Source organism: Humitalea rosea, assembly GCF_003253705.1.
In the GTDB taxonomy this organism is placed as follows: Bacteria; Pseudomonadota; Alphaproteobacteria; order Acetobacterales; family Acetobacteraceae; genus Humitalea; species Humitalea rosea.
The window spans coordinates 140,039-164,929 of the sequence record NZ_QKYU01000006.1; the positions used below are offsets into that span (position 1 = coordinate 140,039).

The 24,891-nt window shown below is 68.6% G+C and carries 24 protein-coding genes; 16 read left to right on the forward strand and 8 right to left on the reverse strand.

What is annotated here, in order from left to right; genetic code table 11:
* Nucleotides 1-4 precede the first annotated feature (4 nt).
* The 12 genes from C8P66_RS24310 (at nucleotide 5) to C8P66_RS07005 (ending at nucleotide 12,537) form a co-directional block, all read left to right on the forward strand.
* The gene (locus C8P66_RS24310) at nucleotides 5-2,047 is read left to right on the forward strand and encodes an ABC transporter ATP-binding protein (RefSeq protein ID WP_245903279.1); all 2,043 of its coding nucleotides are present in this window, start codon (nucleotides 5-7) and stop codon (nucleotides 2,045-2,047) included.
* On the forward strand, nucleotides 2,044-3,591 hold the full coding sequence (locus C8P66_RS06955) for an acyl CoA:acetate/3-ketoacid CoA transferase (protein ID WP_111397507.1): 1,548 nt from the start codon (nucleotides 2,044-2,046) through the stop codon (nucleotides 3,589-3,591). Before C8P66_RS24310 ends, C8P66_RS06955 begins: the two co-directional genes overlap by 4 nt.
* Complete coding sequence (locus C8P66_RS06960) at nucleotides 3,588-4,040, forward strand: MaoC family dehydratase (RefSeq protein ID WP_111397508.1); 453 nt, start codon at nucleotides 3,588-3,590, stop codon at nucleotides 4,038-4,040. Before C8P66_RS06955 ends, C8P66_RS06960 begins: the two co-directional genes overlap by 4 nt.
* Nucleotides 4,041-4,113: 73 nt before the next feature.
* The gene (locus C8P66_RS06965) at nucleotides 4,114-4,989 is read left to right on the forward strand and encodes a LysR family transcriptional regulator (RefSeq protein WP_158537132.1); all 876 of its coding nucleotides are present in this window, start codon (nucleotides 4,114-4,116) and stop codon (nucleotides 4,987-4,989) included.
* A 107-nt stretch (nucleotides 4,990-5,096) separates the two neighbouring features.
* The gene (locus C8P66_RS06970; RefSeq protein ID WP_111397511.1) at nucleotides 5,097-6,125 is read left to right on the forward strand and encodes an NAD(P)H-dependent flavin oxidoreductase; all 1,029 of its coding nucleotides are present in this window, start codon (nucleotides 5,097-5,099) and stop codon (nucleotides 6,123-6,125) included.
* A gap of 26 nt (nucleotides 6,126-6,151) precedes the next feature.
* Complete coding sequence (locus C8P66_RS06975; RefSeq protein WP_211314062.1) at nucleotides 6,152-7,303, forward strand: thiolase C-terminal domain-containing protein; 1,152 nt, start codon at nucleotides 6,152-6,154, stop codon at nucleotides 7,301-7,303.
* Complete coding sequence (locus tag C8P66_RS23495; protein WP_158537133.1) at nucleotides 7,300-7,719, forward strand: Zn-ribbon domain-containing OB-fold protein; 420 nt, start codon at nucleotides 7,300-7,302, stop codon at nucleotides 7,717-7,719. Before C8P66_RS06975 ends, C8P66_RS23495 begins: the two co-directional genes overlap by 4 nt.
* The gene (locus C8P66_RS06985; RefSeq protein WP_111397513.1) at nucleotides 7,716-8,495 is read left to right on the forward strand and encodes an enoyl-CoA hydratase/isomerase family protein; all 780 of its coding nucleotides are present in this window, start codon (nucleotides 7,716-7,718) and stop codon (nucleotides 8,493-8,495) included. The genes C8P66_RS23495 and C8P66_RS06985 overlap by 4 nt, the downstream gene beginning before the upstream one ends.
* 52 nt (nucleotides 8,496-8,547) lie before the next feature.
* Nucleotides 8,548-9,528 carry a Bug family tripartite tricarboxylate transporter substrate binding protein gene (locus C8P66_RS06990; protein WP_158537134.1) on the forward strand — a complete coding sequence of 327 codons (981 nt, stop codon included), beginning with the start codon at nucleotides 8,548-8,550 and terminating at the stop codon, nucleotides 9,526-9,528.
* 8 nt (nucleotides 9,529-9,536) lie between these two features.
* Nucleotides 9,537-10,529, forward strand: a complete 993-nt coding sequence (locus tag C8P66_RS06995; protein WP_111397516.1) for a CoA transferase — start codon at nucleotides 9,537-9,539, stop codon at nucleotides 10,527-10,529.
* Nucleotides 10,519-11,565: a CaiB/BaiF CoA transferase family protein gene (locus C8P66_RS07000; protein WP_111397517.1), complete on the forward strand. Its 1,047-nt coding sequence runs from the start codon at nucleotides 10,519-10,521 to the stop codon at nucleotides 11,563-11,565. Before C8P66_RS06995 ends, C8P66_RS07000 begins: the two co-directional genes overlap by 11 nt.
* 21 nt (nucleotides 11,566-11,586) lie before the next feature.
* Complete coding sequence (locus tag C8P66_RS07005; RefSeq protein ID WP_111397519.1) at nucleotides 11,587-12,537, forward strand: Bug family tripartite tricarboxylate transporter substrate binding protein; 951 nt, start codon at nucleotides 11,587-11,589, stop codon at nucleotides 12,535-12,537.
* Between the two features lie 25 nt (nucleotides 12,538-12,562).
* Here C8P66_RS07005 and acnA read toward each other — a convergent pair whose 3' ends face one another.
* The 8 genes from acnA to C8P66_RS07045 are packed head-to-tail and all read right to left on the reverse strand — an operon-like array spanning nucleotide 12,563 to nucleotide 20,070.
* Nucleotides 12,563-15,103, reverse strand: coding sequence for an aconitate hydratase AcnA (gene acnA, locus C8P66_RS07010; RefSeq protein WP_111397520.1), 2,541 nt, complete (start codon nucleotides 15,101-15,103; stop codon nucleotides 12,563-12,565).
* A complete protein-coding gene (gene ureG, locus C8P66_RS07015) occupies nucleotides 15,100-15,711 on the reverse strand; it encodes an urease accessory protein UreG (RefSeq protein WP_111397521.1) in 612 nt (203 codons plus the stop codon). The genes acnA and ureG overlap by 4 nt, the downstream gene beginning before the upstream one ends.
* Nucleotides 15,708-16,448, reverse strand: a complete 741-nt coding sequence (locus C8P66_RS07020; protein ID WP_111397522.1) for an urease accessory protein UreF — start codon at nucleotides 16,446-16,448, stop codon at nucleotides 15,708-15,710. Before C8P66_RS07020 ends, ureG begins: the two co-directional genes overlap by 4 nt.
* Nucleotides 16,381-16,905, reverse strand: coding sequence for an urease accessory protein UreE (gene ureE, locus C8P66_RS07025; RefSeq protein ID WP_111397523.1), 525 nt, complete (start codon nucleotides 16,903-16,905; stop codon nucleotides 16,381-16,383). The genes C8P66_RS07020 and ureE overlap by 68 nt, the downstream gene beginning before the upstream one ends.
* Nucleotides 16,905-18,614: an urease subunit alpha gene (gene ureC, locus C8P66_RS07030; protein ID WP_111397524.1), complete on the reverse strand. Its 1,710-nt coding sequence runs from the start codon at nucleotides 18,612-18,614 to the stop codon at nucleotides 16,905-16,907. Before ureC ends, ureE begins: the two co-directional genes overlap by 1 nt.
* A complete protein-coding gene (locus C8P66_RS07035) occupies nucleotides 18,611-18,916 on the reverse strand; it encodes an urease subunit beta (protein WP_111397525.1) in 306 nt (101 codons plus the stop codon). The genes ureC and C8P66_RS07035 overlap by 4 nt, the downstream gene beginning before the upstream one ends.
* A complete protein-coding gene (locus C8P66_RS07040) occupies nucleotides 18,913-19,215 on the reverse strand; it encodes an urease subunit gamma (RefSeq protein ID WP_111397526.1) in 303 nt (100 codons plus the stop codon). Before C8P66_RS07040 ends, C8P66_RS07035 begins: the two co-directional genes overlap by 4 nt.
* A 24-nt stretch (nucleotides 19,216-19,239) precedes the next feature.
* A complete protein-coding gene (locus C8P66_RS07045; RefSeq protein WP_158537135.1) occupies nucleotides 19,240-20,070 on the reverse strand; it encodes an urease accessory protein UreD in 831 nt (276 codons plus the stop codon).
* Nucleotides 20,071-20,285: 215 nt separating this feature from the next.
* On the opposite strand from C8P66_RS07045, the gene urtA reads away from it, so the two are divergent.
* Genes urtA through urtD form a run of 4 tightly spaced genes read left to right on the forward strand, consistent with a single transcriptional unit; the run spans nucleotide 20,286 to nucleotide 24,890 of the window.
* Nucleotides 20,286-21,533 carry an urea ABC transporter substrate-binding protein gene (gene urtA, locus C8P66_RS07050; RefSeq protein ID WP_111397528.1) on the forward strand — a complete coding sequence of 416 codons (1,248 nt, stop codon included), beginning with the start codon at nucleotides 20,286-20,288 and terminating at the stop codon, nucleotides 21,531-21,533.
* A 32-nt stretch (nucleotides 21,534-21,565) separates the two neighbouring features.
* Nucleotides 21,566-23,107 carry an urea ABC transporter permease subunit UrtB gene (urtB, locus tag C8P66_RS07055; protein ID WP_245903282.1) on the forward strand — a complete coding sequence of 514 codons (1,542 nt, stop codon included), beginning with the start codon at nucleotides 21,566-21,568 and terminating at the stop codon, nucleotides 23,105-23,107.
* Entirely contained in the window at nucleotides 23,104-24,156 is a 1,053-nt protein-coding gene (urtC, locus tag C8P66_RS07060; protein ID WP_111397530.1) for an urea ABC transporter permease subunit UrtC, read from the forward strand. The genes urtB and urtC overlap by 4 nt, the downstream gene beginning before the upstream one ends.
* Nucleotides 24,153-24,890 (forward strand): urea ABC transporter ATP-binding protein UrtD, encoded by a 738-nt coding sequence (gene urtD / locus C8P66_RS07065; protein ID WP_111397531.1) that lies wholly within the window; start codon nucleotides 24,153-24,155, stop codon nucleotides 24,888-24,890. Before urtC ends, urtD begins: the two co-directional genes overlap by 4 nt.
* Nucleotide 24,891 lies beyond the last annotated feature (1 nt).

Below are 24,891 nucleotides of genomic sequence, written 5' to 3' on the forward strand. Positions count from 1 at the left end.
GGATATGGCCCAGCCTGAGCACGTCACGGCCGCAAGCACCCAGCCGGTGCTTGAGGTGGAGGATCTGCGCACCGTCTTCCTGACCGATGACGGCGCGGTGCGTGCGGTGGACGGGGTCTCCTTCACCGTTGGCCCCGGCGAGACGCTTGGCATCGTCGGCGAAAGCGGTTCGGGCAAAAGCGTGACCGCGCTCTCGCTGATGCGGCTGCTGGAGGAACCAGCGCGGATCATCGGCGGTAGCGTGCGCTTCCAGGGGCGCGATGTGCTGGCCATGCGTCCCGACGAGCTGCGCGGCTGGCGCGGCGATCGTGCCGCCATGGTGTTTCAGGACCCGATGACGGGGCTGAACCCGGTGCTGCGTATTCTGCGCCAGGTGACTGAGCATATGGTCTCCCATGGCCGCCAGAGCCCGGCGACGGCGCGGGTGCGCGCTGTGGAGCTGCTGCGCCGCATGGGCATCGCGGCGCCGGAACGCGCTGCCGCTTCCTTCCCGCATCAGTTCTCCGGTGGGATGCGGCAGCGTGTGATGCTCGCGATCGGGGTCGCCAATGATCCCGTGCTGCTGATCGCCGATGAGCCGACCACCGCGCTGGACGTGACGATCCAGGCGCAGATCCTCGATTTGCTGCGTAGCCTCAATGAGGAGTTTGGCACCGCCATCGTGCTCATCTCGCATGATCTCGGCGTCATCGGCACCGTCTGCCGCCGCGTCGCCGTGATGTACGCCGGCGAGATCGTGGAGGAGGCGGCGACCGAGGCCGTGTTGACCGATCCGCGGCACCCCTATGCCTGGGCGCTCGTGAACGCGGTGCCACGGCTTGATAGCCCAGCGGGCGCACGGCTGACCTCGATCGAGGGCGCGCCGCCCAATGCGCTGGACCCTCCACCCGGCTGCCGCTTCGCTCCGCGCTGCCCGTTCAAGATCGCGCGCTGCGACACGGATCATCCGCCGCTGATGGAGGTGGCACCCGGTCGCCGTGCCCGCTGCTGGGTCACCGCCGATGGCAGGCGCTTGCCCGCGCCACCCATCCCCGCCCAGGCCGCGCCGCGCAGTGCAGCGCCCGAGGAGCGCCCACTGCTGGAGGCTGAAGGCCTGGTCAAGCATTTCGCGGTCGGGCGCGACGGCTTCTTTGGGGCGTCGCGCATCGTGCATGCGGTGAATGGCGTCGATCTGCGCCTGCGTCGCGGCGAGGCGCTGGGGATCGTCGGCGAAAGCGGCTGCGGCAAATCCACGTTGGCGCGCCTGGTGACCCGGCTGCATGAACCGACCGCCGGCCGCATCCGCTTCGAAGGGCAGGATATCACCCATGCCAGCCCGGCCGAGATGCGGCCGCTACGCCCCCGCATGGGCATGGTGTTCCAGGACCCCTATGCCTCGCTCAACCCGCGCATGACGGTCGCGGATGCGCTGGCCGAGCCGCTGCTGGCGCATCGCCGCGCCGCGACGCGGGCGGAGGCGCGGGAACGCGTGCTGAAGCTGATGGCGACCGTCGGCCTCAAACCCGAATGGGCCAGCCGCTTCCCGCATGAGTTTTCAGGTGGGCAGCGGCAGCGCATTTCCATCGCGCGGTCCTTGGCCCTGCAGCCGGATCTGGTGGTGGCGGATGAACCGGTCTCGGCGCTGGATGTGAATGTCCAGGCGCAGGTGCTGAACCTGATGCTGGAACTGCGCGAACGGCTCGGACTGTCCTATCTCTTCATCGCGCATGATCTTGCTGTGGTGCGCGCCTTCTGCGACCGCGTCGCGGTGATGTATCTCGGCCGCATCGTGGAGCAGGGGCCGGCTCTCGACATTTTTGCGCAGCCGCTGCACCCCTATACGGTCGCGCTGACCTCAGCGGTTCCCGAAGCTGGGCGGGAGCGTGTGATCCTCGGGGGCGAGCCGCCCTCCACCCTGTCGCTGCCGACGGGCTGCGCGTTCCGTGGTCGCTGCCCGGTGGCAAGGCCAGCCTGCGAGGTGCCGCCGCCGCTCGCCGAGATCGCCCCCGGCCGCCTCGTCGCCTGCCATTTCCCCGGCTCCTTCTCTCGCCCAGGACATCTGTCATGAAATTCATCACGGCGACGGAAGCCGCTGCCCTGCTGCGTGACGGCGACACCTTGCTGATCGGTGGCTCGGGCGGCGGGCATGCGGTGCCCGAGGCGCTGCTCGCCGCGGTGGGAGCGCGCTTTCGAACATCCGGCGCGCCGCGGGGGCTGACCGCCGTGCACCCGGTCGGCCTTGGCGACGGCAAGACCCGCGGCGCCGGGCATCTGGCGCAGGAGGGGCTGCTGAAGCGCGCGGTCTCGGGCACCTTCGTCAATTCGCCGGGGATCGCGCGCCTCGCGCTCGACGAGAAGATCGAGGCCTATACGCTGCCGCAAGGCGCGATGTCGCAGTTGATGCGCGAGATGGCGGCGGGGCGCGCGGGGCTGCTGACGAAGATCGGCCTGCATACCTTCGTCGATCCGCGTCTCGGCGGTGGGCGGCAGAGCCGGTGCGCGACCGAGGATCTGGTCGAGCTGCAGTCCTTCCGTGGCGAGGACTATCTGTTCTACCGGCCCTTCGCCGTGGATGTCGCATTCCTGCGGGGCTCTGCGGCGGATGAGAATGGCAATATCTCGATGGAGCATGAAGCAGTCACGCTGGAAATGCTCTCGATGGCCCAGGCGGCCCGGCGTGCCGGCGGCATTGTCGTGGTGCAGGTCAAGCGCATCGTCCCCGCAGGAAGCCTGCATCCGAAGATGGTCAAGATCCCCGGCATCCTGGTGGATGCGGTGGTGGTGGCGCCCGAACAGTGGCAGACCTTCGAGACCGAGAACAGCCCGGCCTATTCCGGCCATAGCCGCGTGGCACTTGAGGATATTCCCCGGCTGCCTCCAGGCCCGCGCCGGATCGTCGCCCGCCGCGGCGCGATGGAATTGTTTGAAGGGGCCATCTGCAACCTCGGTTCCGGAATTTCCACAGGCATCGCCAATGTGGCGGCGGAAGAAGCGATCCTGCGCCGCATCTGCCTGACCAACGAGCAGGGCAACATCGGCGGCGCGCCGGCGAGCGGGAATGAGGCCGGCGCCGCGCTCTCCCCCGATGCGCAGGTGGACCAACCCTACCAGTTCGACTTCTACGATGGCGGTGGGCTGGACCTCGCCTTCCTGTCCTTCGCCGAGTTCGATGCCGAGGGCAACGTCAACGTCTCGCGCTTCGGCGGCCGCATCGTGGGGCCGGGCGGCTTCATCAATATCTCGCAAGGGGCCGGCTCCGTGGTCTTCGGCGGCAGTTTGAGCGCCAATGGCGCACCCAAGGCGGTCGCGAAGGTCGAGCAGGTGACCTTCTCCGGATCCTACGCGCGCGAGCGTCATCAACGGGTGCTTTACGTCACCGAGCGGGCGGTGTTCCGGCTGGGCGCCGAGGGGCCTGAACTGATCGAGATCGCGCCTGGCGCCGATCTTGAAGCCGACGTGATCGCCGCCATGGGTTTTCGCCCTCGCGTTTCACCGGCGCTGCGGCGGATGGATGGGCGCCTCTTCGTCGATGGACCGATGGGCCTGGCCGAAACCCTGGCCCCGCGCCCGCCACGCTCGGCCCTGGCGCGCTTTGCGGAGGCCGCGGAATGAGCGGCGGCCCGACCTTCCTGACCGTCGGCGACAGGGTCGAATGCACCCGCACGCTCTCGGCCGCCGATATCGCGATCTTCGCGGAGATCAGCGGCGATCACGATCCGGTCCATACCGACGAGGTGTTCGCGCGGACCACGGCCTTTGGTCGCATCATCGCGCATGGCGCCTTGGTCATGGGCCTGCCCTCGGCCGCGGCCTCGATGATGTCGAAGCGCTCGGTGGATCGCGGTGCGACCGGGACACCGGTATCGGCGGGCTATGACCGCGTGCGCTTCACGCGCCCGGTCTTCGCCGGCGACACCCTGACCGTGCGCTACACCATCGAATCCGTGGATGACGCGGCGGCGCGGACGCGGGCGAAGGTGGAGGTGACGAATGCTGCCGGAGACATCTGCGTTGTCGCGACCCACATCCTCGCCTGGGTCACCGCCCCGCCTTCAGGCTGAGGCCCGGTGCCTTGGGCAGCCGGACCGCGCGCTGGCGGCCAGACCAAGTACAAGTTAGGCTCAAGCCATGCCCATGCGCCTGCCTCCACTCGCCGATCTCCAGGCCTTCGCCCTGGTCGGAAAGACCCAGAGCCTCACCCGTGCGGCCGCCTTGCTCAACGTCACGCAGCCCGCGGTCAGCAAGCGTATCCGGGCACTTGAGGCTTGGGTGGGCCGGCCGCTGCTGGAGCGTCGTGCGAACCGCATCAGGCTGACCGAGGCCGGAGTCGCCTTTTCGACGACCCTCGGCGAGGGGTTTGCCGTGCTGCAGGGGGCCACGGATGCCCTGATGAAGCCGGCGACAGGCCCATTGCGGGTGCGCGCCTATACCACTTGGGCGCTGCGGTGGCTCATCCCGCGGCTGCCGCAATACTACCGCCTGCAGTCGGACCACACGGTGGAGGTGACGACGTCGCTGCTGCCGGTCGATTTTTCGGCCGATGCGGTCGATGTCGCGGTGCGCATGGCGCCTGGGGACGCAAGGTTGCCCGGCGCGACGCGACTGTGGCGGCACGCTGTGATGCCCTATGCCGCGCCCATCCTGGCCGAAGCAGCGCGCGCGAATCCCGCCGCTGCGACGCAGCTTGCCAGCCTGGCACGGCCGCAGGATTGGCCCGCCTGGGGGGCGGCGCATGGGATCGCGGTGGCCGACCGGCCGATCTTCTTCGAAAGCACCAGCCTGGCGATCGAGGCCGCGATCCAGGGCATGGGCGTGGTGATCGCCTCGCCCATGCTGGTGGCCGAGGATGTCCGCCTAGGCCGGTTGATCCCGGTCGGGGCGGAACCGCTCGATACCCAGGATTTCTATTGGCTGCTCCTCCCCCTGGGCAAGGTGCGGCCTGAGGCGGCGATGTTCTCGGGCTGGCTGCTGCATGAGATCAGCCAGCAGGAGGGCACAGGCATAGCCTAACTTCCAGTTGGCCTACCCCGCGACGAAACCATCGCGACAAGCGCCGCCGCTGAGCGCAGTTTCCGTTCCAAGGAACGCCGGGCACCGGCGACCACGGGAGGATCAGCGTGAACCAGACCGGCGCGCCGCAGCGCTTCCGCACCCGCATCACCGAGCTGTTCGGGATCCGCCATCCGATCCTCGCGGGCGGGCTGATGTGGCTGTCGGATGCGGATTATGTCGCCGCCGTGGTCAATGCCGGCGGGATGGGCTTCATCACCTCCCGCTCCTTCGCCTCGGTGCGGGTGTTTCAGGCTGAACTCGAACGTTGCGCGGCGCTGACCGGCGGCGTGCCCTTCGGCGTGAACCTTTCGACCTCGCGGCATACGGACGTGCCGCTCATGGCCTATTTGCAGGCCGCGCTGGACCAGGGGGTTCGCTTCTTCGAAACCTCCGGCCGGGCCCCGGCGGATGCGCTGATCGCCGCCATCCATGCCGCGGGTGCGCTGGTCATCCACAAGGTGCCGCTGCTGCGCTACGGACTCTCGGCCGAGCGGCTTGGTGTCGATGCGGTGGCGCTGGTCGGCATGGAATGCGGCGGGCATCCAGGGGTGAACCTCGATGTCCCGGCGATGCTCGGCGGCGCGATCGCTCAGGAGCGCCTGCGGCTCCCCTATGCGATCGGGGGCGGCATCGGCACCGGGCGGCAGTTGCTCGCGGCGCTGGCGCTGGGCGCCGATGCCGTGGTGATCGGCACGCGCTTCCTCGCCGCGGCCGAGGTCAATGCCCATCCCGCCTACAAGCAACGCGTCATTGCGGCCGGCGAGGACGACAGCCTGGTTGCCTTCGCCGGGAACCAACCGATGGGCGGCGCATGGCGGGTGATGGCGAATGCGACAGCCCGAACGGTGCGGACGCGCGAGGCGGCGGGGCTCGACGGCTTCGACGTGTTTTCGGATCTGCTGCGCGGCACGCTGTCCCGCGATGGCTGCTACCGCGATGGCGATACCGATAGCGGCATGCTCTCGATGGGGCCGGCCGCCTGCTTCGTCGATCGTGTCGCACCGATGTCGGAGATCATCGACCACATCATCACCGAAGCGGTCCAGTGCCGTGAGCGTATCGACCGGCTGATGCCCGCCTTGGCCCCTGCATGACCATGACTGGAAGACAGAGAATGCCCTTGGACTTACCCCTGGCCGCGCCTTCCGTCGCCGAGGCCTGGCCGATGCGCGACAAGGTCGCCTTCGCCGGCATCGGAACCACGCGCTACGGCAACTTCCCCGAGACCGACAGCTACGGCCTGGGGTGCGAGGCGCTCAACGCGGCTTTGGACGATGCCGGGCTGAAGCCATCGGATATCGATGGGCTCATCGTCAATCGCATCCCGACCTATGAGCGCTTCGCGGAGATGATGGGCATCAACCCGCAGTATTGCCTGTTGACCGAGGCGCCCGGACGGTTCTCCGGCGTGTCCCTCGCCTTGGCGGCGCAGGCGATCGCGAGCGGTGCCGCCAAGACCGTGGCGCTGGTCTATGGCAACAACGGCCGTTCCGTTCGCATGAACTACGGCGGCGGCGACAGCCAATGGAGCCCCTGGGGCATGACCAGCCCAGGCGCGATCCACGCGATGATGTGGCGCCGCCACATGCATGAATTCGGTACGAGTCATGCCGATCTCGGCCATGTCTCGCTCGCCTTTCGTGACCACGCCTGCCTCAACCCCGATGCGGTGATGCATGGCCGCCCTATCACCCTGGAGGATCATGCCGGCGCACGGCCGATCTGCGAACCGCTGAAGCTGCTCGACTACTGCCTCATCAACGATGGTGCCGTCGCCTGGATCATGACCAGCGCCGAGCGGGCGCGCGACATGAAGCGGCCGGCGGTGCTGCTCTCCGGCTATGCGCGGCAGGATGCGTTCCACTATGGCAGCGCGCCGCCGGATGATTTTTGGCACCCGACACTTTCGGCGTGCCGCAGCGTCTATGACCGAGCCGGCATTGGGCGCGAGGATATCCAGGGCCTCGGCATCTACGATAATTTCTCGCCGACGGTGCTGTTCAGCCTGGAAGGCCTCGGTTTCTGCAAACAGGGTGAGGGCGGCGATTTCGTGCATGACGGCATGCTGCGTCTTGGCCAGGGGCGTTGGCCGACGAACACCTCGGGCGGGCATTTGTCGGACAGCTACATGCAGGGCTGGGGCATCATCGCCGAATGCGTGCGGCAGCTACGCGACGACTGCGGCGCCCGGCAGATCCCGAATGCCCAGGCCATGCAATACATCTGCGCCACCAACATCGCGCAGAGCCTGATCCTCCGGAGGGACCAATGAGCCTCGCGACGCGGCCGAGGCCGCAGATCGACAACTGGAATCGGCCCTTCTGGGACGCCTGCAACGAGCAGCGGCTCATGCTGCAACGCTGCACGGCGACCGGTCGCTGTTTCTTCCCGCCGGCGCCGGTCTCGCCCTTCACCGGGCGGCCGGAGTGGGAGTGGATCACCGCATCTGGCCGCGGCGAGCTGTGGTCCTTCGTGGTGTTCCACCAGAGCTACTTCCCTGGGATGAAGGATGAACTGCCCTATCCGGTCGTGATGGTGAAGCTGGAAGAAGGTCCTTTCCTGCTCACCAACCTCGACGGGATGGAGGCATCGCAGGCCGAGATCGGAATGCGCCTCGCCGTGCGCTTCCCCGGTGGGCCGGAGGGCATCACCTTGCCGCAATTCGGATCGGAGGCGGGCGTGGCATGAGCGGCCCGATCGTCATCACCCGCCACGACGGCTGGGCCGAGCTGCGGATCGACCGCGACGCGAAACGCAACGCCATGAATCGTGCGAGCCGCGACGGGCTGCTGGAGGCCTTCGCCGCGCTGCGGGGTGAGATGCGCGCCATCGTGCTGACCGGCACCGGTGCCAGCTTCTGCGCTGGCATGGACTTGAAGGAACGCGAGGAGGACCGCAAGGCGGGCATCGAGGGCGCGGGGGAGGAGTGGATCGCCGTCAACCTGGCGATCCGCGCGCATCCGGCGATCTTCATCGCTGCCGTCAACGGCATCGCTCTTGGGGGTGGGGCCACGCTGATCGGTGTGTGCGACCTCGCGATCGCCAGCACCAAGGCCAGCATCGGCTGTCCCGAGATGGGGTTCTCGACCTACCCGGGTATGGCGGGCCCCGCGATCCAGCTATCGGGCGTCACGCGCAAACAGGCGGCCTGGCTGGTCCTCACCACCAACCGCATCGATGGCGCCACCGCCGAACGATGGGGGCTCGTCAACGAATGTGTGGTGCCGGAGCAGTTGCTACCACGCGCACACGCACTCGCCGAGCAAGTCGCGCGCTTCGATCCGATGGCCTTGGCGGAAAGCAAGAAGGCGCTCGACCGGATCCCCGCAACGATCACCGATTGGCAGGGAGCGATGGACCACGGCCAGATGGTCAACCTCACCATTCGCTCAAAAACCACAGCGCAGGCCGAAGGCAATGCGCGCTTCGCTGCCGGGATCAAGAATCCCGGTCAGGGGACTTAGACCGGCGGTTGAATCACAAGCCCGAACAACGGGCGCATCGGGAGAGAACACCATGTCCAACACACGCCGCAGCGGCATCGAACGTCGATCATTGCTTGCCCTGCCAGTCTTGCTCGCCGCGCCGGCGGCCTTGGCCCAAACCTGGCCAACACGGCCGCTGCGTCTGGTCGTGCCCTACACGCCCGGTGGCGGCACCGACAACCTTGGCCGCCTGGTCGCGCGGCAATTGTCGGAGCGCTTGAAGCAATCGGTGGTGATCGAGAACCGCGGCGGGGCCGGCGGGAACATCGGTGCCACCGTGGTGGCGCAGGCACCGGCCGATGGCTACACGCTGCTGTTCACCGGCAATGGCATCGCGATCAGCGACCTGCTGTTCCGCAACCCGGGCTTCGACTGGAAGCGGGACTTCGTGCATGTCGCGCGCTTCGCCAGCACTACGATGCTGTTGGTGGTGAATCCCGCAGTGCCGGCGCAGGACCTTGCAGGCTTCATCGCCTATGCCCGTGCCAACCCGGGCAAGCTCAACCACGGCACGCCCGGCGCCGGTACGTCGCAGCATCTGGCCGGCGCGCTGTTCGATGACATGGCCGGCACCAACATCGTGCACGTACCCTATCGTGGCACCGGACCTTCGGTCGCCGGGCTGCTGGCCGGTGAGGTACAGGCGATGTTCGCCAGCGTCAGCGCCGTCGAAGCCTTCATCCAGGATGGCCGCCTCCGGGCCCTGGCGGCCACCTCCGCCCAACGCGCGCGCGCCTGGCCGAACCTGCCGGCGATTTCGGAGGCGCTGCCAGGTTATGCGGCGGAGCTTTGGTACACCCTGGCCGCGCCGGCGCGGACGCCGGAGGCTGTGATCGCCCTCCTGGAACAATCGGCGCGCGACGTGATGGCTGATGACGCCTTCAAACAACTGCTGATGGAGCGCGGCTTCGAGCCCGAATTTCTCGGCAGCCGCGACCTGACCAAGGCGCTTGAGGCCGATGCGTCGCGTTGGGGGCCGGCGCTGCAACGTATCGGCATCACCCCGGAATAGGAGAGCCCATGATCGCCCCCTTTGCCGGCAAGCGCGTGCTCGACCTGTCGGCCCTTGCCGCGCAGCAGCCGCACGGCCTTGCCATCGCCATGGCGGCCAAGCTTGCGGCGCAATTCGGCGCGACGGTGGTACGACCGGTCCCCGAGCGAGGCGACAGCCTCGCTCTGCTGCCGCCCATCCTGCCCGATGGATCGAGTGCCTTGGCGCGCTTTCTTCTCGCTGGCCGCACAGCCGGTGACGGGCGGGGCCGCTTCGACGCGGCGATCGGCGATACTGGCGCACTGGTCGGCATCGATGCCGCGTTGACCGTGCGCATCAGCGTTTTCGGCCCGGGCGAGGATCCGCCGATGAGCGAGCTTGGCCTGCTGGCCCTCTCCGGCATCCTGTCGGCGGTGCACCCCGAGGGCGGCGTGCCGCACCGCCTGGCGGGGCACCAGGCCGCCTATGCCACGGGGCTTGCCGCCTTCACGGCACTGGCGGCCGGGCTGCGGGCGGAAATGAGTGACCGCGCCGAGATCTCGCTCTTCGACACGGCTTGCTGGGTGAACTGGAAGGAGGTCGCGACCGTTCTGCTGCTTGGCAGCGCAGCCGTGGCGCGGGACAAGATGCAGCGTGCCGATTGGCACACCATGCGCGCCACCGATGGGCATGTCGCGCTGGTCTATATGGCCAAGGATTGGCCGGCGCTGCGGGACCTTCTCGGCGATCCAAGGCTGCACGACCCCCGCTTCGCGACGCAGCGCGCGCGCGGCGAGCACATGGCCGAGTTGGATGCGCTGATGGCCCCCTGGTTCGCGCGGCGCAGCCGGGCGGAGATCACAGCGGCGACACAGCGGAAGCGCGTCCCGGTGGGGCCGGTGTTGACGCCGCTCGAACTGCTCGATGATCGCCAGCATCGCAGCCGCGGCTTCCTCGACACCCAGGGCGTGCCGCGGCTGCCGGTCCTCTGGGACGGCGAGGCCCTGACATGCGTGATGGCGGAGATGGATCATGTCACGTAGCGGCGGCCCGCTTGCGGGCGTTCGGGTCGTCGATCTCGGCTGGCTGACGGCGGGGGCGGCGAGTTCGACCATGCTGCTCGACCTCGGTGCCGATGTGGTGAAGGTCGAAGGGCCGGGCGCGCTCGATCCCTTTCGCGACTGGACGGGTGCCGAGGCCGGGACCGATTGGTGGAACCATTCGCCCTTCTTCAACTTCACCAACCGCGGCAAGCGCTCGCTTTGCCTCGACCTCAAGGACCCGCGCGGATTGGCGGCGCTGTTCCGCGTGCTGGAGGGGGCGGATGTGCTGGTCGAGAACTACCGCCGTGGCGTGCTGGCGGGTTTCGGCCTCGCACCCGCGATGCTGCGCCAGCGCTTCCCGCGGCTGGTCATCGCCAGCATCTCCTCCCAAGGCGAGGACGGGCCGGAGCGCGACATGGTCTCCTTCGGATCGACGCTGGAAGCGACGGGGGGTCTTGCCTCGCTGACCGGTCCTGCAGACGGCGATCCGGCGGTGACAGGACGCAACATCAACTACCCGGACCAGGTGGTTTGCCTCTTCGCCACCGGTGCCATCGTGGCGGCGCTGGCGCAGCGGGACAGGACGGGTTCGGGCGCCCATCTCGATCTTTCGCAGCGTGAGCTGACCAGCTTCCTGCTCGGCGAGGAGCTCATCGCCGCCGCCGCCGGCGTGCCGACGCCACGCCTGGGCAACGCCACCGCCGCCGAGCCGGATGAGGTGGTTGTGCCCGATGGCGACGGTTGGCGCGCCGTCTGGGCCAGCGGGAGTGCCATGGTGCGCGATGGGATCACGCTCGCCACCGCGGCGGAGTTCGTCGCGGGCACGGCCATTCTGCACGCGCCCGACGGCCAACCGGCCAAGGGTACGCCGTTCGGCTTTGGTACCTGGCCCGCAGGCATCGCGCATGGTGCCGCAACGCTTGGCGCGGACAACCGGGCCGTGCTGCTGGAAGCCGGCCTCACCGGCTCCGACATCGATGACATGGAACGGGCGGGTATTGTTGCGACGCAGCCGCGGCGTGCCCGATCCGAATAAAAAACAACAGGGAGAACCACCATGAACAGAAGAGCTCTTCTGGGCAGCCTTGCCGGCGCGGCGTTGATCCGGCCGGCGCTTGCGGAAGCCGCCTGGCCCAATCGGCCGGTGCGCTTCGTCATCCCTTTCCCACCGGGTGGTGGCACGGATATCGCGGGGCGGCTGATCGGGCAGCGGTTCTCCGAGGTCTACGGGCAGCCCTTCGTCATCGACAACCGCGGCGGTGCGGGCGGCATGATCGGGGCGCGGGCCGTCGGGCAGGCGGCGCCCGATGGCTATACGCTGCTGTTCAACGGCACGGCATCGATCGTTCGCGACGGCTTCGATCCGCGCGATGTCATCCAGCACATCGCGCGGGTGGCGGTGTCGCACAACATCCTCGTGGTGAACGAGTCGGTGCCGGTCTCGACCGTCCCGGAATTCATCGATTACGTCCGCGCCCGTCCAGGGCAGTTGAACCATGGTACTGCGGGGCCGCTGACATCGCAGCACCTGGCGGCTGTGATGTTCGATCTCATGGCGGGGACGAAGCTCGAGAACGTGCACTACCGCGGCACCGGCCCGTCGGTGGTGGGCATCCTCACCAATGAGGTGCAGGTGATGTTCGCCTCGATCAGCGCGGTGCTGCCGATGATTCAGGAGGGCAAGGTCAAGGCCCTCGCGACCTCTTCGGCTCGCCGTTCGCAACTGCTGCCGGCGCTTCCCACGGTCGGGGAATTCATCCCGGGCTATGCTGCGGAGTTGACCTATTCCGTCAGCGCGCCGCACGGCACGCCGGACCCGATCCTGCGCAGGATCGAGGAAGGCGCGAAGGCGGTCGTGGAGGATGGGCCGGCGACCCAGGGGCTGCTGGCCCGGGGATTCGAGCCGACCTACGAGATTGGCGACAGCCTCGCGCAATCGATCGATGCCGATATGCGGCGCTGGGTGGATGTGCTTCAGCGCGCCGGGGTACGGCTCGACGGCGGCTGAGCCGGGCGCCGGAGGGCGCCGATGCTCAAGCGGCGATGCGCGGCAGGATGCCGCCGCGGCGCAGATCCTCGGCTTCCTCCGCCGTCTCGATCCGGCAGAGCAGCGCCACCTCCAGGCAGCGCGCATCATCCCGGAACCGCGCCCGCACTGTGCCACCCGGATGCAGCGCCCCGGGCAGGCCGGAGAGGTCCACCACCTCATCCCCCGTCAGCCCGAGCGTCTCCTGGTTCACCCCGGGGGGGAAGGCGAGCGGCAGCACCCCCATGGCGACGAGGTTGGCGCGGTGGATGCGCTCGAAGCTTTCGGCGATCACCGCACGCACGCCCAGGATGCGCGTGCCCTTCGCCGCCCAGTCGCGCGCGGAGCCGGCCCCGTAGTTGCGCCCGGCCACGATCACCATCGGCACCCCGGCCGCGGCATAGCCGGAGGCGGCCGCATGGATGGTGGTCGTCTCCCCGCCCGGCAGGCTTCGGGTGAAGCCGCCCTCACGCCCCGGCACCAGCCGGTTGCGCAGCCGGATATTGGCGAAGCTGCCGCGCGCCATCACCGCATGGTTCACGCGGCGCGCACTGTAGGATTGCAGATCCCCCGCGGGCGTTCCCTGCGCGAGCAGGAAGGCGGCGGCCTCGGATTCCGGCGGAATGCGCGAGACGGGGGAGATGTGGTCCGTCGTCACATCATCGCCGAGCAGGGCCAGGATTCGCGCCCCGGTCACCTCGGCCAGAAGCTGCGGTGCCGCGACCGGGCCGGTGGCGAAGGGCGGCGGACGCAGGAAGGTGCTTGCGGGGTCCCAAGGGAAGCGGGCGCCCACCGGTGCCGCCAGGCGCTGCCAGGCGGGCGGGCCGGTGAAGGTGTCGGCGGCGCGGGCCTGGTAGAGCGCGGGGCGCAAGCCGCGCTCCGCCTCCGCCAAGGTGGCGTCGTCGGGCCATAGCTCCGACAGCATGACCGGGCGGCCCTTGGCGTCATGCCCGAGCGGTTCGCGCGTCAGATCCAGGCGCAGCGTGCCGGCCAGTGCGTAGGCGACGACCAGCGGCGGCGAGGCGAGATAGGCGAGGCGGCAGAGCGGATGCACCCGCCCCTCGAAATTGCGATTGCCCGAGAGCACGGCGGCAACGTTCAGCTCTCCGGCGCGGATCTCCTGCTCGATGGCGGGATCGAGCGGGCCGGAATTCCCCATGCAGCTCATGCAGCCATGCCCGGCCAGCGCAAACCCGAGCGTGGCGAGATCGTCCAGCAACCCTGCCTCGGCCAGATAATCGGTGACGACGCGCGACCCTGGCGACAGCGAGGCCTTCACCCAGGGCTTTGCCACCAGCCCACGCCGCCGCGCCGCGCGGGCCAACAACCCGGCGCGCAGCATGGCGGCGGGGTTGGCGGTATTGGTGCAGCTGGTGATCGCGGCCAGGACCACATCGCCGTCGCGCAGCCCCGCGCCCTCGGGCGGCGTGCGCGGGGCCGGCAGGCTCGCCGGCACCTCCGACAGGCGGCGCCGCTCGGTCGGGCGGGACGGGCCTGCCATGCAGGCTTCCACGCTGCCGAGATCGAAACCCAGCGTCTCGTCGAACTGGCGCGTGTCATCCGCGCGCCAGAGCCCCTGCGCCTTGGCATAGGCCTCGACCAGCGCGACCTGCGCGGCGGGGCGGCCGGTCAGGCGCAGATAGCGCAAGGTCTCGTCGTCCACCGGGAAGAACCCCATGGTCGCGCCGTATTCCGGCGCCATATTCGCGATCGTCGCGCGGTCGGCGAGGCTGAGCGCGTCCAGCCCCGGCCCGTCGAATTCCACGATCTTCCCGACCACGCCGTGGCGACGCAGCGTCTCGGTGAGGGTCAGGGCAAGATCGGTCGCCGTCACCACCGCGCCGAGGCGGCCGGAGAGGCGCAGGCCCAGCACGCGCGGCACCCGCAAGGTCACGGCACGGCCAAGCATCGCCGCCAGCGCCTCGATCCCGCCCACGCCCCAGCCGAACACGCCGAGCGCATTGACCATGGTGCTGTGGCTGTCGGTGCCGAGCATGGTGTCGGGGAAGGCCAGCCCGTCGCGCAGCACCACGCCCTGCGCCAGGGTTTCGAGGTTCACCTGGTGGCAGATGCCGACGCCGGGCGGCACCACGCGCAGCTGGCGGAAGGCGCCCTCGGCCCAGCGCAGGAAGCGGTAGCGTTCGGCGTTGCGCCGGAACTCGATGGCGAGGTTGGCCTCGGCGGCATCCGGCGTGCCGTGGCGGTCCACCTCCACCGAGTGATCGACCACAAGATCGACCGGGATGGCGGGCTCGACCGAGGCGGGATCGGCGGCCGCGTCACGCAGCGCGGCGAGATCGGCCAGCACCGGCACGCCGGAACTGTCCTGCATCAGGATGCGCGCCGGGCAAAACCGCACCGTGGCCGTGGCCGAGCGCGCGGCAATGGCGGCGGCAGCGTCAAGCTCGCCATGGCGCAGGGCATCCTCAGCGAGGATACGCAGGCTGGCCGGCAGGCCGGTGAAATCCGCGATCCCCTCGGCCTGCGCCGCCGCCAGTGAGACATGATCGACGCCCGGCAGCAGGGGGCGTCGGAAGGGGTTGGTCACCGTGCGATGCCGCCTTGCGCCAACACGAAATCGGCGATCTCGGTGACACCCTGGTTGATCTTGAGGTTGGTGAAGATGAAAGGCCGCGTGCCCCGCATCTTACGCGCATCGCGATCCATCACCCCGAGGTCGGCACCGACCAGCGGCGCCAGATCGATCTTGTTGATGACCAGCAGATCCGAGCGTGTGATCCCCGGTCCGCCCTTGCGCGGGATCTTGTCGCCGGCCGAGACGTCGATGACGTAGATCGTCAGATCCGCAAGCTCCGGGCTGAAGGTCGCGGCGAGGTTGTCGCCGCCGCTTTCGATGAACAGGACTTCAAGGTTGGGGAACCGCCCCGACATTTCGGCGACAGCGGCGAGGTTGATCGAGGCATCCTCGCGGATCGCGGTATGCGGGCAGCCACCGGTCTCGACGCCCATGATCCGGTCGGGCGACAGCGCACCGGATCGGGTCAGGAATTCGGCATCCTCGCGCGTGTAGATGTCGTTGGTGATCGCGGCGATGTCGTGGTCGTCGCGCAGATGCTTGCACAGCCGGTCGAGCAGCGCCGTCTTGCCGGAACCGACGGGGCCGCCGACGCCGACGCGGAAAGGTCCATTGCTCATGATCGGAACAGCCTCGTGTACTGGGTTTCATGGGCCATGGAGAAGAGGTCGAGCATCGGCGCGGCGCTGCCGATCTCCTCCAGGGCGGTGGTCAGCGCCATGTCGGTGGCGCGGGCGACATCGGCGATCAGCGCGGCCGTGGCGATCTGCCCATCGGTCTGCCCGAGCGGCACCAGCCGCACCCCGGCCGAGACCAGATTGGCGACGAAGCCCGACAGATAGGCGTAGCAGGCGGCGCGCAGCGGCAGCGCGCAAAACCCCGCCGCCGCGCCGAAGGCCACGGCATGGGCGAGGCGCCCGGGATGCCGCGCGACGAACGCCGCGAATCCCGCATCCGGCCAGGCGCTTTGCGTGATGCGGGCGAAGGAATCGCCCTGTTGCAGGCTTTCCAGCGCGGTTTCGGCGGTGCCGCGGAAGGCGGCGGCAAGGACCGCCACCGCGTCCAATGCCTCGGCATCGCCGGCTTGCGCGGCGCGCCATGCGGCGGCCAGCAATGGCCCATCCACCGCCGCGGCGCCATCCGCCAGCACCGCCGCGATATAGGCGACCAGATCGGCGCGGTTGCGCAGCGCGCCCACCTCCACCGCCATCTCGATGCCGTGGCTGTAGGAGAAGCCGCCGATGGGATAGGCCGGGGAGGTCCAGGCCAGCAGCCGTCCGAGATCGGCCTCAGTGGTGATGGGTGTGGCCATCGCCGTGGTCATGCGGGTGCTCGTGGTCGTCGTGGTGATGCGCATGCGGGTGGCTGGCGGCGCGGTTGTGCTCGCCATAGGCGCCGCCTTCGGGGTTGAAGGGGGCCATCACCTCACGCACCCCGGCACCCAGGCCGCGCAGCATGATCTCGATGACATGGTCATGGCGGATCAGGATGCGGGCGCCATCGATCTCGGCCGGCAGATGCCGGTTGCCGAGGTGCCAGGCGAGGCGCGCAAGGCCGATCGCCTCGCCCGCCGTGACCTCGATCAGCGGCTCTGGCGCCGCGCGCACGGCAACCAGGCTGCCGTCGTCGAGGCGCAGCGCGTCACCATCGCGCAGCACCGTCGCCTCGGGCAGGTCCAGCAGGAAGGCGAGACCGGCCTCCGCCGTATAGGCCTTGCGGCGCCGGAACCGGTCGTCGAAGGTCAGGGTGACGGTGTCGCGGGCGGCATCGATGGTCCAGGACCCGGCCGGCAGGATGGTGGTGGCGCGCAGCATCAGAACAGGAAATACCTCTGGGCCATGGGCAGGATCTTTGCCGGTTCGCAGATCAGCAACTCGCCATCGGCGCGGACCTCATAGGTCTCGGCGTTCACCTCGATTTTCGGCGTGGCGCTGTTCAGCACCATGTCCTTCTTGCCGATGCCGCTCCGGGTGTTCTGCACGGGCAGCAAGGTGCGGGAGAGGCCGATCCGGCCGCCGATCCCGTTGGCCAGCGAGGCGGCGGAGACGAAGGTCACCGAGGACGCCACCATCGACTTGCCATAGGCGCCGAACATCGGCCGGTAATGCACCGGCTGTGGCGTCGGGATCGAGGCATTGGGATCGCCCATCGGCGCCATGGCGATGGTGCCGCATTTGAGGATCATCTCCGGCTTCACGCCGAAGAAGGCCGGCGCCCAAAGCACCAGGTCGGCGAGCTTGCCCGGTGCCACGCTGCCGACATGGGCGGCGATGCCCTGCGCGATCGCGGGGTTGATGGTGTATTTGGCGATGTAGCGGCGGACGCGGATGTTGTCGTTGTCGCCGGTCTCCTCCGCGAGGCGCCCGCGCTGCTGCTTCATCTTGTCCGCGGTCTGCCAGGTGCGGATGATGACCTCGCCGACGCGGCCCATCGCCTGGCTGTCGGAGGACATCATGCTGATGGCGCCAAGGTCGTGCAGGATATCCTCGGCGGCGATCGTCTCGCGCCGGATGCGGGATTCGGCGAAGGCGACATCCTCGGGGATGCGCGAATCGAGGTGATGGCAGACCATGAGCATGTCCAGATGCTCGTCGGCGGTGTTCACCGTATAGGGCATGGTCGGGTTGGTGCTGCTCGGCAGCACGTTGGGCAGGCCGGTGACGGTCAGGATATCCGGCGCATGGCCGCCGCCCGCGCCTTCGGTATGGAAGGCCTGGATGGTGCGGCCGGCGATGGCCTTGATCGTGTCCTCGACGAAGCCCGATTCATTCAGCGTGTCGGTATGGATCGCGACCTGCACATCGAAGGCATCGGCGACCGAGAGGCAGGTGTCGATGGCCTTGGGCGTGGTGCCCCAATCCTCGTGCAGCTTCAGCCCGCAGGCGCCGCCGAGGATCTGCTCCTCCAGCGCTGCCGGCAGCGCCGCATTGCCCTTGCCCAGGAACCCAAGGTTCATGGGGAAGGATTCGGCCGCCTGGAGCATCCGCGCCATGTGCCAGGGCCCAGGTGTGGCGGTGGTCGCCAGCGTGCCATGCGCGGGGCCGGTGCCGCCGCCGAACATGGTGGTGATGCCGGAGGCCAGCGCCTCCTCGATCTGCTGCGGGCAGATGAAATGGATATGCGGATCAATGCCGCCGGCGGTCAGGATCTTGCCCTCGCCGGCGATGATCTCGGTGCCCGGGCCGATGATGATGGTGACGCCCGGCTGGGTGTCGGGATTGCCCGCCTTGCCGATGATGGCGATGCGCCCGTCCTTGAGTCCCACATCCGCCTTGATGATGCCGCCGGCATCCAGGATCAGCGCATTGGTGATGACGGTGTCCATGGCGCCCTGTTCGCGCGAGCGCTGGGACTGGCCCATGCCGTCGCGGATCACCTTGCCGCCGCCGAACTTCACTTCCTCGCCGTAGATCGTCAGGTCGCGCTCGACCTCGATGATCAGGTTGGTATCGGCGAGGCGCACGCGGTCGCCCGTGGTCGGGCCATACATGCCGGCATAGGCGTGGCGGGAAATACGCATCAGAGCCTGCCCTCCGTCTCGCCGCGGAACCCGTGGATGATCCGGTCCCCGGCGAAGGGCACGAGCTTCACGACCCGCGTCTGCCCTGGCTCGAAGCGCACGGCGGTGCCGGCGGCGATGTCCAGCCGCTTGCCGCGGGCGGCGGCGCGGTCGAATTCCAGGCCCGGGTTGGTCTCGAAGAAATGGTAATGGCTGCCGACCTGCACCGGGCGGTCGCCGGTATTGGCGACGGTCAGCTCCGTGACCGGGCTGCCGGCATTGAGTTCGACATCGCCGGGGCCGGGGAAGATCTCGCCCGGGATCATCGGATCGGCCGATGCACGGTGACGAGCTTGGTCCCGTCGGGGAAGGTCGCCTCCACCTGGATGTCCGGGATCATCTCGGGGATGCCCTCCATCACCTGGTCTGCGGTCAGCACGGTGCCGCCGTCGCGCATCAGCTCGGCGACGCTGCGGCCGTCGCGCGCGCCCTCGACCACGAAATCGCTGATCAAGGCCACGGCCTCGGGGTGGTTCAGGCGCAGGCCACGATCGAGCCGACGCCGCGCAACCTGCGCGGCCATCGCGATCAGCAGCTTGTCCTTTTCGCGGGGGGTGAGATGCATGGCGGCATCATGGCCCGATGCGCGTCAGGTCGTCCACAGCCTAGGCAGCCGCGACGGCAGGCCGAGCAAAGGGGCGCGCACCGCCAGGATGGCGGCCGCGACCGTTGCGCGCACCGCCGTCGCATCGCCCAGGATGCGCGCCAGCAGCACGCCGGGTGCCGGCTGGGTCGCATCGGCGCGGGCCGGGCCCGCCAGGGCGCCGCGCAACACCGCCAGCAGCGCCAGCGGGTCCGGCCCGACGCAGAGCAGCGTCGCCAGCGCCCCGGCGGCCCCGAAGCGGAAGCGATCCGCCAGCGCCGCGCCATCGCGCAGGCGCAGCGCATCGGCCCAGATGAGCCGGTCCCCCAGATGCAGCCGCCAGGCATCGTGCAGATTCAGCGTGGTCACGGTTTCCTTCCGTGCGGCGCGGCCGAAGACCAGCGTCTCGGCGGCCAGCAGCCGCGAGCCGGGCGCCAGGCGCAGGGTGGTGGCGCGGGCGAGGCTGGCGCCGTCGAACAGGATCGTCTCCTGCGGGATCCACTCCAGCGCGGCGCCGGGCTCAAGGGTCAGCTCCACGGCGATCCGCGTCGGTGGCCCGAGGCTGCGGTAGATCTTCTCCGCGGCCGCGGTCGCGACCGTCAGCCGCGCACCAGCCGCCAGATCCAGCCCGATCCGCACCGCATCGCCGCCCGCCAGGCCGCCGCCGGTGTTGAGCAGCGCCGCCGTGGTCACCTCATCCGGCTCGGGATCGGGCAGCAGCAGCCGCAGGGGGGCGGTCTGGTACAGGCTTGCCGGGGCGGCACCGCGTGGGGCGGCGGTGAAGCGGGCCAGGACGCCGCCATCGGCGCGTTGGTGTCGGGCGGGGGAGGGAAGCACCCGTGCAGAATGCCACGATGCAGCGGCGTGGATAGGCCAGACACTTGCGATCATTTCTTGTGCGGTGCGATAGGGAAGTGCATCGAAATCGGGCAGTCGTTGTCGTGACATGCCCCAGGCGGGCCAATCAGGCGCTTGGCACAGGCCTCGCAAAGCCGTGACGATCCATCCCTGAGCACGCCTTGCCACAACACGTCTGAAAGAAGGGCCCAAGAATGATCAACAAGCTGCCTCCGCTCACGCGCCGTACTGCCCTTGCCGGCCTCGGCGCCGCTTTGGCGGCCCCGGCGATCCGCCCCGCCTTCGCGCAGGCGACGCCGATCAAGGTTGGCGTGCTCCACTCCCTCTCCGGCACCATGGCGATCAGCGAGACGGCGCTGCGCGATACCGTGCTGATGATGATCGAATGGCAGAACGCGCGTGGCGGCATCCTCGGCCGCCGGCTTGAGGCCGTCGTGGTCGATCCCGCCTCCAACTGGCCGCTCTTCGCCGAGAAGGCGCGTGAATTGCTGGCGGTGTCCAAGGTCGATGTGACCTTCGGCTGCTGGACCAGCGTCTCGCGCAAATCCGTGCTGCCGGTGTTCGAGGAGCTGAACGGGCTGCTGTTCTACCCGGTGCAGTACGAGGGCGAGGAAGAGAGCAAGAACATTTTCTATACCGGCGCCGCGCCGAACCAGCAGGCGATCCCGGCCGTCGAATACCTGATGTCGGCCGATGGCGGCGGCGCCAAGCGCATCGCGCTGCTCGGCACCGATTACGTCTACCCGCGCACCACGAACCGCATCCTGCGCGGCTATCTGAACAGCAAGGGCATCGCGGACGCCGATATCATCGAAGAATACACCCCCTTCGGCCACAGCGACTGGCAGGGCATCGTCTCCCGCGTGAAGACCTTTGCCAGCCAGGGCAAGAAGACCGCGATCGTCTCGACCATCAATGGCGACGCCAACGTCCCGTTCTACCGGGAACTGGGCAACCAGGGCATCAAGGCCGAGGACATCCCCTGCGTCGCCTTCTCGGTCGGCGAGGAAGAACTGGCCGGTATCGATACCCGTCCGCTGGTTGGCCATCTCGCCGCCTGGAATTACTTCATGTCGGTGCAGTCGCCCGCCAACACCGAGTTCCTGGCGATGTGGCGCGCCTATATCAAGAACCCGCGCCGCGTGACCAACGACCCGATGGAAGCCACGCTGACCGGCTTCAAGATGTGGGCCCAGGCCGTGGCCCAGGCCGGCACCACCGCGGTGGACCCGGTCCGCATCGCGATGATCGGCCAGAAGGTGAATTCACCTTGCGGCTACACCGAGGAGATGCACGCCAACCATCACTTGTCCAAGCCGGTGATGATCGGTGAGATCCAGGCCGACGGCCAGTTCAACATCATCAGCAAGACGCCGACCGCCATCCCCGCGGAAAACTGGTCGCCGTTCATTCCCGAGAACGCCAACCGGCGGCGTCCCTGATCGACGCGCAAGGAGCGGGGGCGAAAGCCCCCGTGACCCCCCTCATGCTGCGTCTGCTGATGCTCCTGTTCCTGCTCATGGCGCCCCAGGCCCATGCGCAGGACGCCTTTTCCGAACTGCTGCCGGGCCTGACCGGCGGCTTCGCCCAACAGGCCGAGACGGTGGAGCGCCTGGGTGCGCTGGGCGACCCACGCGCCTTGCCGCTCCTGCGCGCGCTGGGCGATACGCGCCTGCTGCGCGGGCCCGATGGCACCGTGATCGTCAGCCCCGGGCAGCCGCCGCCGGGCTCCGACGTCATCCGCATCAACAACCGCGTGCGCGGCGCCCTGCGCGGCGCGCTGGGCCGGTTGCAACTCGGCTCCCCCGACCCCGAAGAACGGCTGCGCGCGGCCGAGGCGATCCTGCGCAACCGCAGCGCCGACGACATTCCCATTCTTGAAGCCGCCCTTGGCCGCGAGACCGATGCGCGCATCCGCGACCGGCTGGCGCTGGCCCTCGGCGGCGCGCGGCTTGCCGCGGCCGATCCGGCCAGCAAGCGCATCGGGATCCTGGCCCTTGGCCGCTCGACCTCGCCCGAGGCGCGCGCGCTGCTGCTGCAGGAACGCATCGCGACCCCGGACCTCGCCACCGATATCGACACGGCGATCGCCAGCATCGACCAGCGCCTGGCCCTGCGCCGCGCGGCCGAGACGGCATTCCAGGGCCTCTCGCTCGGCTCGGTGCTGATGCTGGCGGCACTGGGCCTGGCCGTGACCTTTGGCGTCATGGGCATCATCAACATGGCGCATGGCGAATTCGTTATGCTCGGCGCCTATACGACCTTCGTGGTGCAGGAACTCTGCCGCGACATCCCCTGGCTATCGCCCTGGTCGCTGCCTTTGGCGGTACCGGCGGCCTTCATGGTGACGGCGCTGATCGGGGCGGCGATGGAGCGGGGGCTGATCCGCTTCCTCTATGGCCGGCCGCTGGAGACGCTGCTGCTGACCTTCGGCGTCGGCATGGTGTTGCAGCAGGTCGTGCGACTCACCTTCGGCGCGCAGAACCGGGAAGTCATCAGCCCGCCCTGGATGCAGGGCACCCTGGTGCTGCCGGGTGAGATCACCATCACTCAGAACCGCGCCTGGATCATCCTGTTCGCCTTGTTCGTGCTGCTGGCGACGCTGGCCGCGATCCGGCTGACGCGCTTCGGGCTGGAAATGCGGGCGGTGGTGCAGAACCGCCGGATCGCGGCGACCATGGGCATCCGCACCGGGCGGGTCGATGCGATGACCTTCGCCTTCGGCTCGGGCATTGCCGGGCTGGCGGGGGTGGCGCTGTCGCAGATCGACAATGTCTCGCCCAACCTCGGCACCGGCTACATCATCGACAGCTTCATGGTCGTGGTCTTCGGCGGCGTCGGCAGCCTGATGGGCACGCTGATCGGGGCCTTCAGCCTCGGCATCTTCAACAAGCTGCTGGAACCCTATGCCGGGGTGGTGCTGGCCAAGGTGGCGGTGCTGGTCGCGATCATGATCTTCATCCAGCGCCGGCCCAAAGGCCTCTTCGCGCTCAAGGGCCGGGCGGCGGATCAATGACGCGTCGTCTTGTCCTCCTGGCCTGCGTTGTCCTGCTGGCGCTGATCCCGATCCTGAACCTGCTGCCCGATGCCAGCCCGTTCCATGTCTCGGACTTCATCGTCAGCATTTGCGGGAAATGGATCTGCTACGCGATCCTGGCCTTGGCGCTGGATCTGGCCTGGGGCTATGCGGGGATCCTCTCGCTCGGACACGGGGCGTTCTTCGCCCTTGGCGGCTACGCGATCGGCATGCATCTGATGCGGTTGATCGGGCCGCGCGGGGTCTATGGCCATCCGATCCTGCCGGATTTCATGGTCTTCCTCGGCTATACCGAGCTGCCCTGGTATTGGCTCGGCTTCGACTGGTTCATCTTCGCCTTTGCGATGGCACTGGTGGTGCCGGGGTTGCTGGCGCTGGTGGTGGGCTACCTTGCCTTCCGCAGCCGCATCACCGGCGTGTATCTGTCGATCATCACCCAGGCGCTGACCTATGCGCTGATGCTGGCCTTCTTCCGCAACGACATGGGCTTCGGCGGCAATAACGGCTTCACGGATTTCAAGGAATTGCTCGGGATGCCGCTGAACACGCCGGCGACGCGCTCGGTGCTGTTCTATGCCTCACTGGTCGTGCTGGTGCTGGCCTATCTGATGTGCGCGGCGCTGACGCGGACCAAATTCGGCCGGGTGCTGACGGCGATCCGCGATGCCGAAAGCCGGGTGCGCTTCCTGGGCTATGACGTGACGCAGCATAAGCTGTTCGTCTTTGTGCTGTCGGCGATGCTGGCGGGGGTGGCCGGGGCGCTTTACGTGCCACAGGTCGGCATCATCAACCCGGGTGAATTCAGCCCGGGCAACTCGATCGAGGCCGTGGTCTGGGTCGCCTTCGGCGGCCGCGGGACTCTCGTCGGCGCCATCCTTGGCGCCTTCTCGGTCAATGCCATCAAGACCTGGCTGACCTCCTTCGCCCCCGATCTCTGGCTGATCGTGCTCGGCTGCCTGTTCATCGCGGTGCCGCTGCTGCTGCCGCGCGGGTTGATCGGCCTGCTGCGGCGTGGAGGCGGAAAATGAGCGGGAACTCCCTCTATCTCGACGGCGTCTCGGTCGTGTTCGACGGCTTCCAGGCGCTGAACAACCTGTCCCTGGTGGTCGAACCGGGCGAACTGCGGGCGATCATCGGCCCGAATGGCGCCGGCAAGACCACCATGATGGATGTCATCACCGGCAAGACCCGCCCGACCAAGGGCACGGTCCGCTTCGGCGAGAGCGACCTGACGCGGATGGACGAGGCCTCGATCGCGATGCTCGGCATCGGGCGCAAGTTCCAGAAGCCCACGGTCTTCGACGCGCTGACGGTGTTCGAGAACCTTGAACTTGCGCTCAAGGCCCCGCGCGGCCCCATCCCCTGCCTGCGCTGGCGTCTGAACGGCGAGGCCCGCACCGCCATCGAGCGCACCCTGGCCGAGATCGGCCTGACCGAACGCGCGCGCGACCGCGCCGGGCTGCTTTCCCACGGGCAGCGGCAATGGCTGGAGATCGGCATGCTGCTGATGCAGGACCCGCAGCTGTTGCTGGTGGACGAGCCCGTGGCCGGCATGACCGACCATGAGACCGAGCTGACCGCCACCCTGTTGCGCGGCATCGCCGGCGCCCGCAGCGTCGTCGTGGTCGAGCATGATCTCGAATTCGTCCGCGCCCTCGGCCATCGGGTGACCGTGCTGCATGAAGGCTCGGTCCTGTCCGAAGGCTCCATCGACCATGTGCAGAATGATCAGCGCGTGATCGAAGTCTATCTGGGGCGCTGAA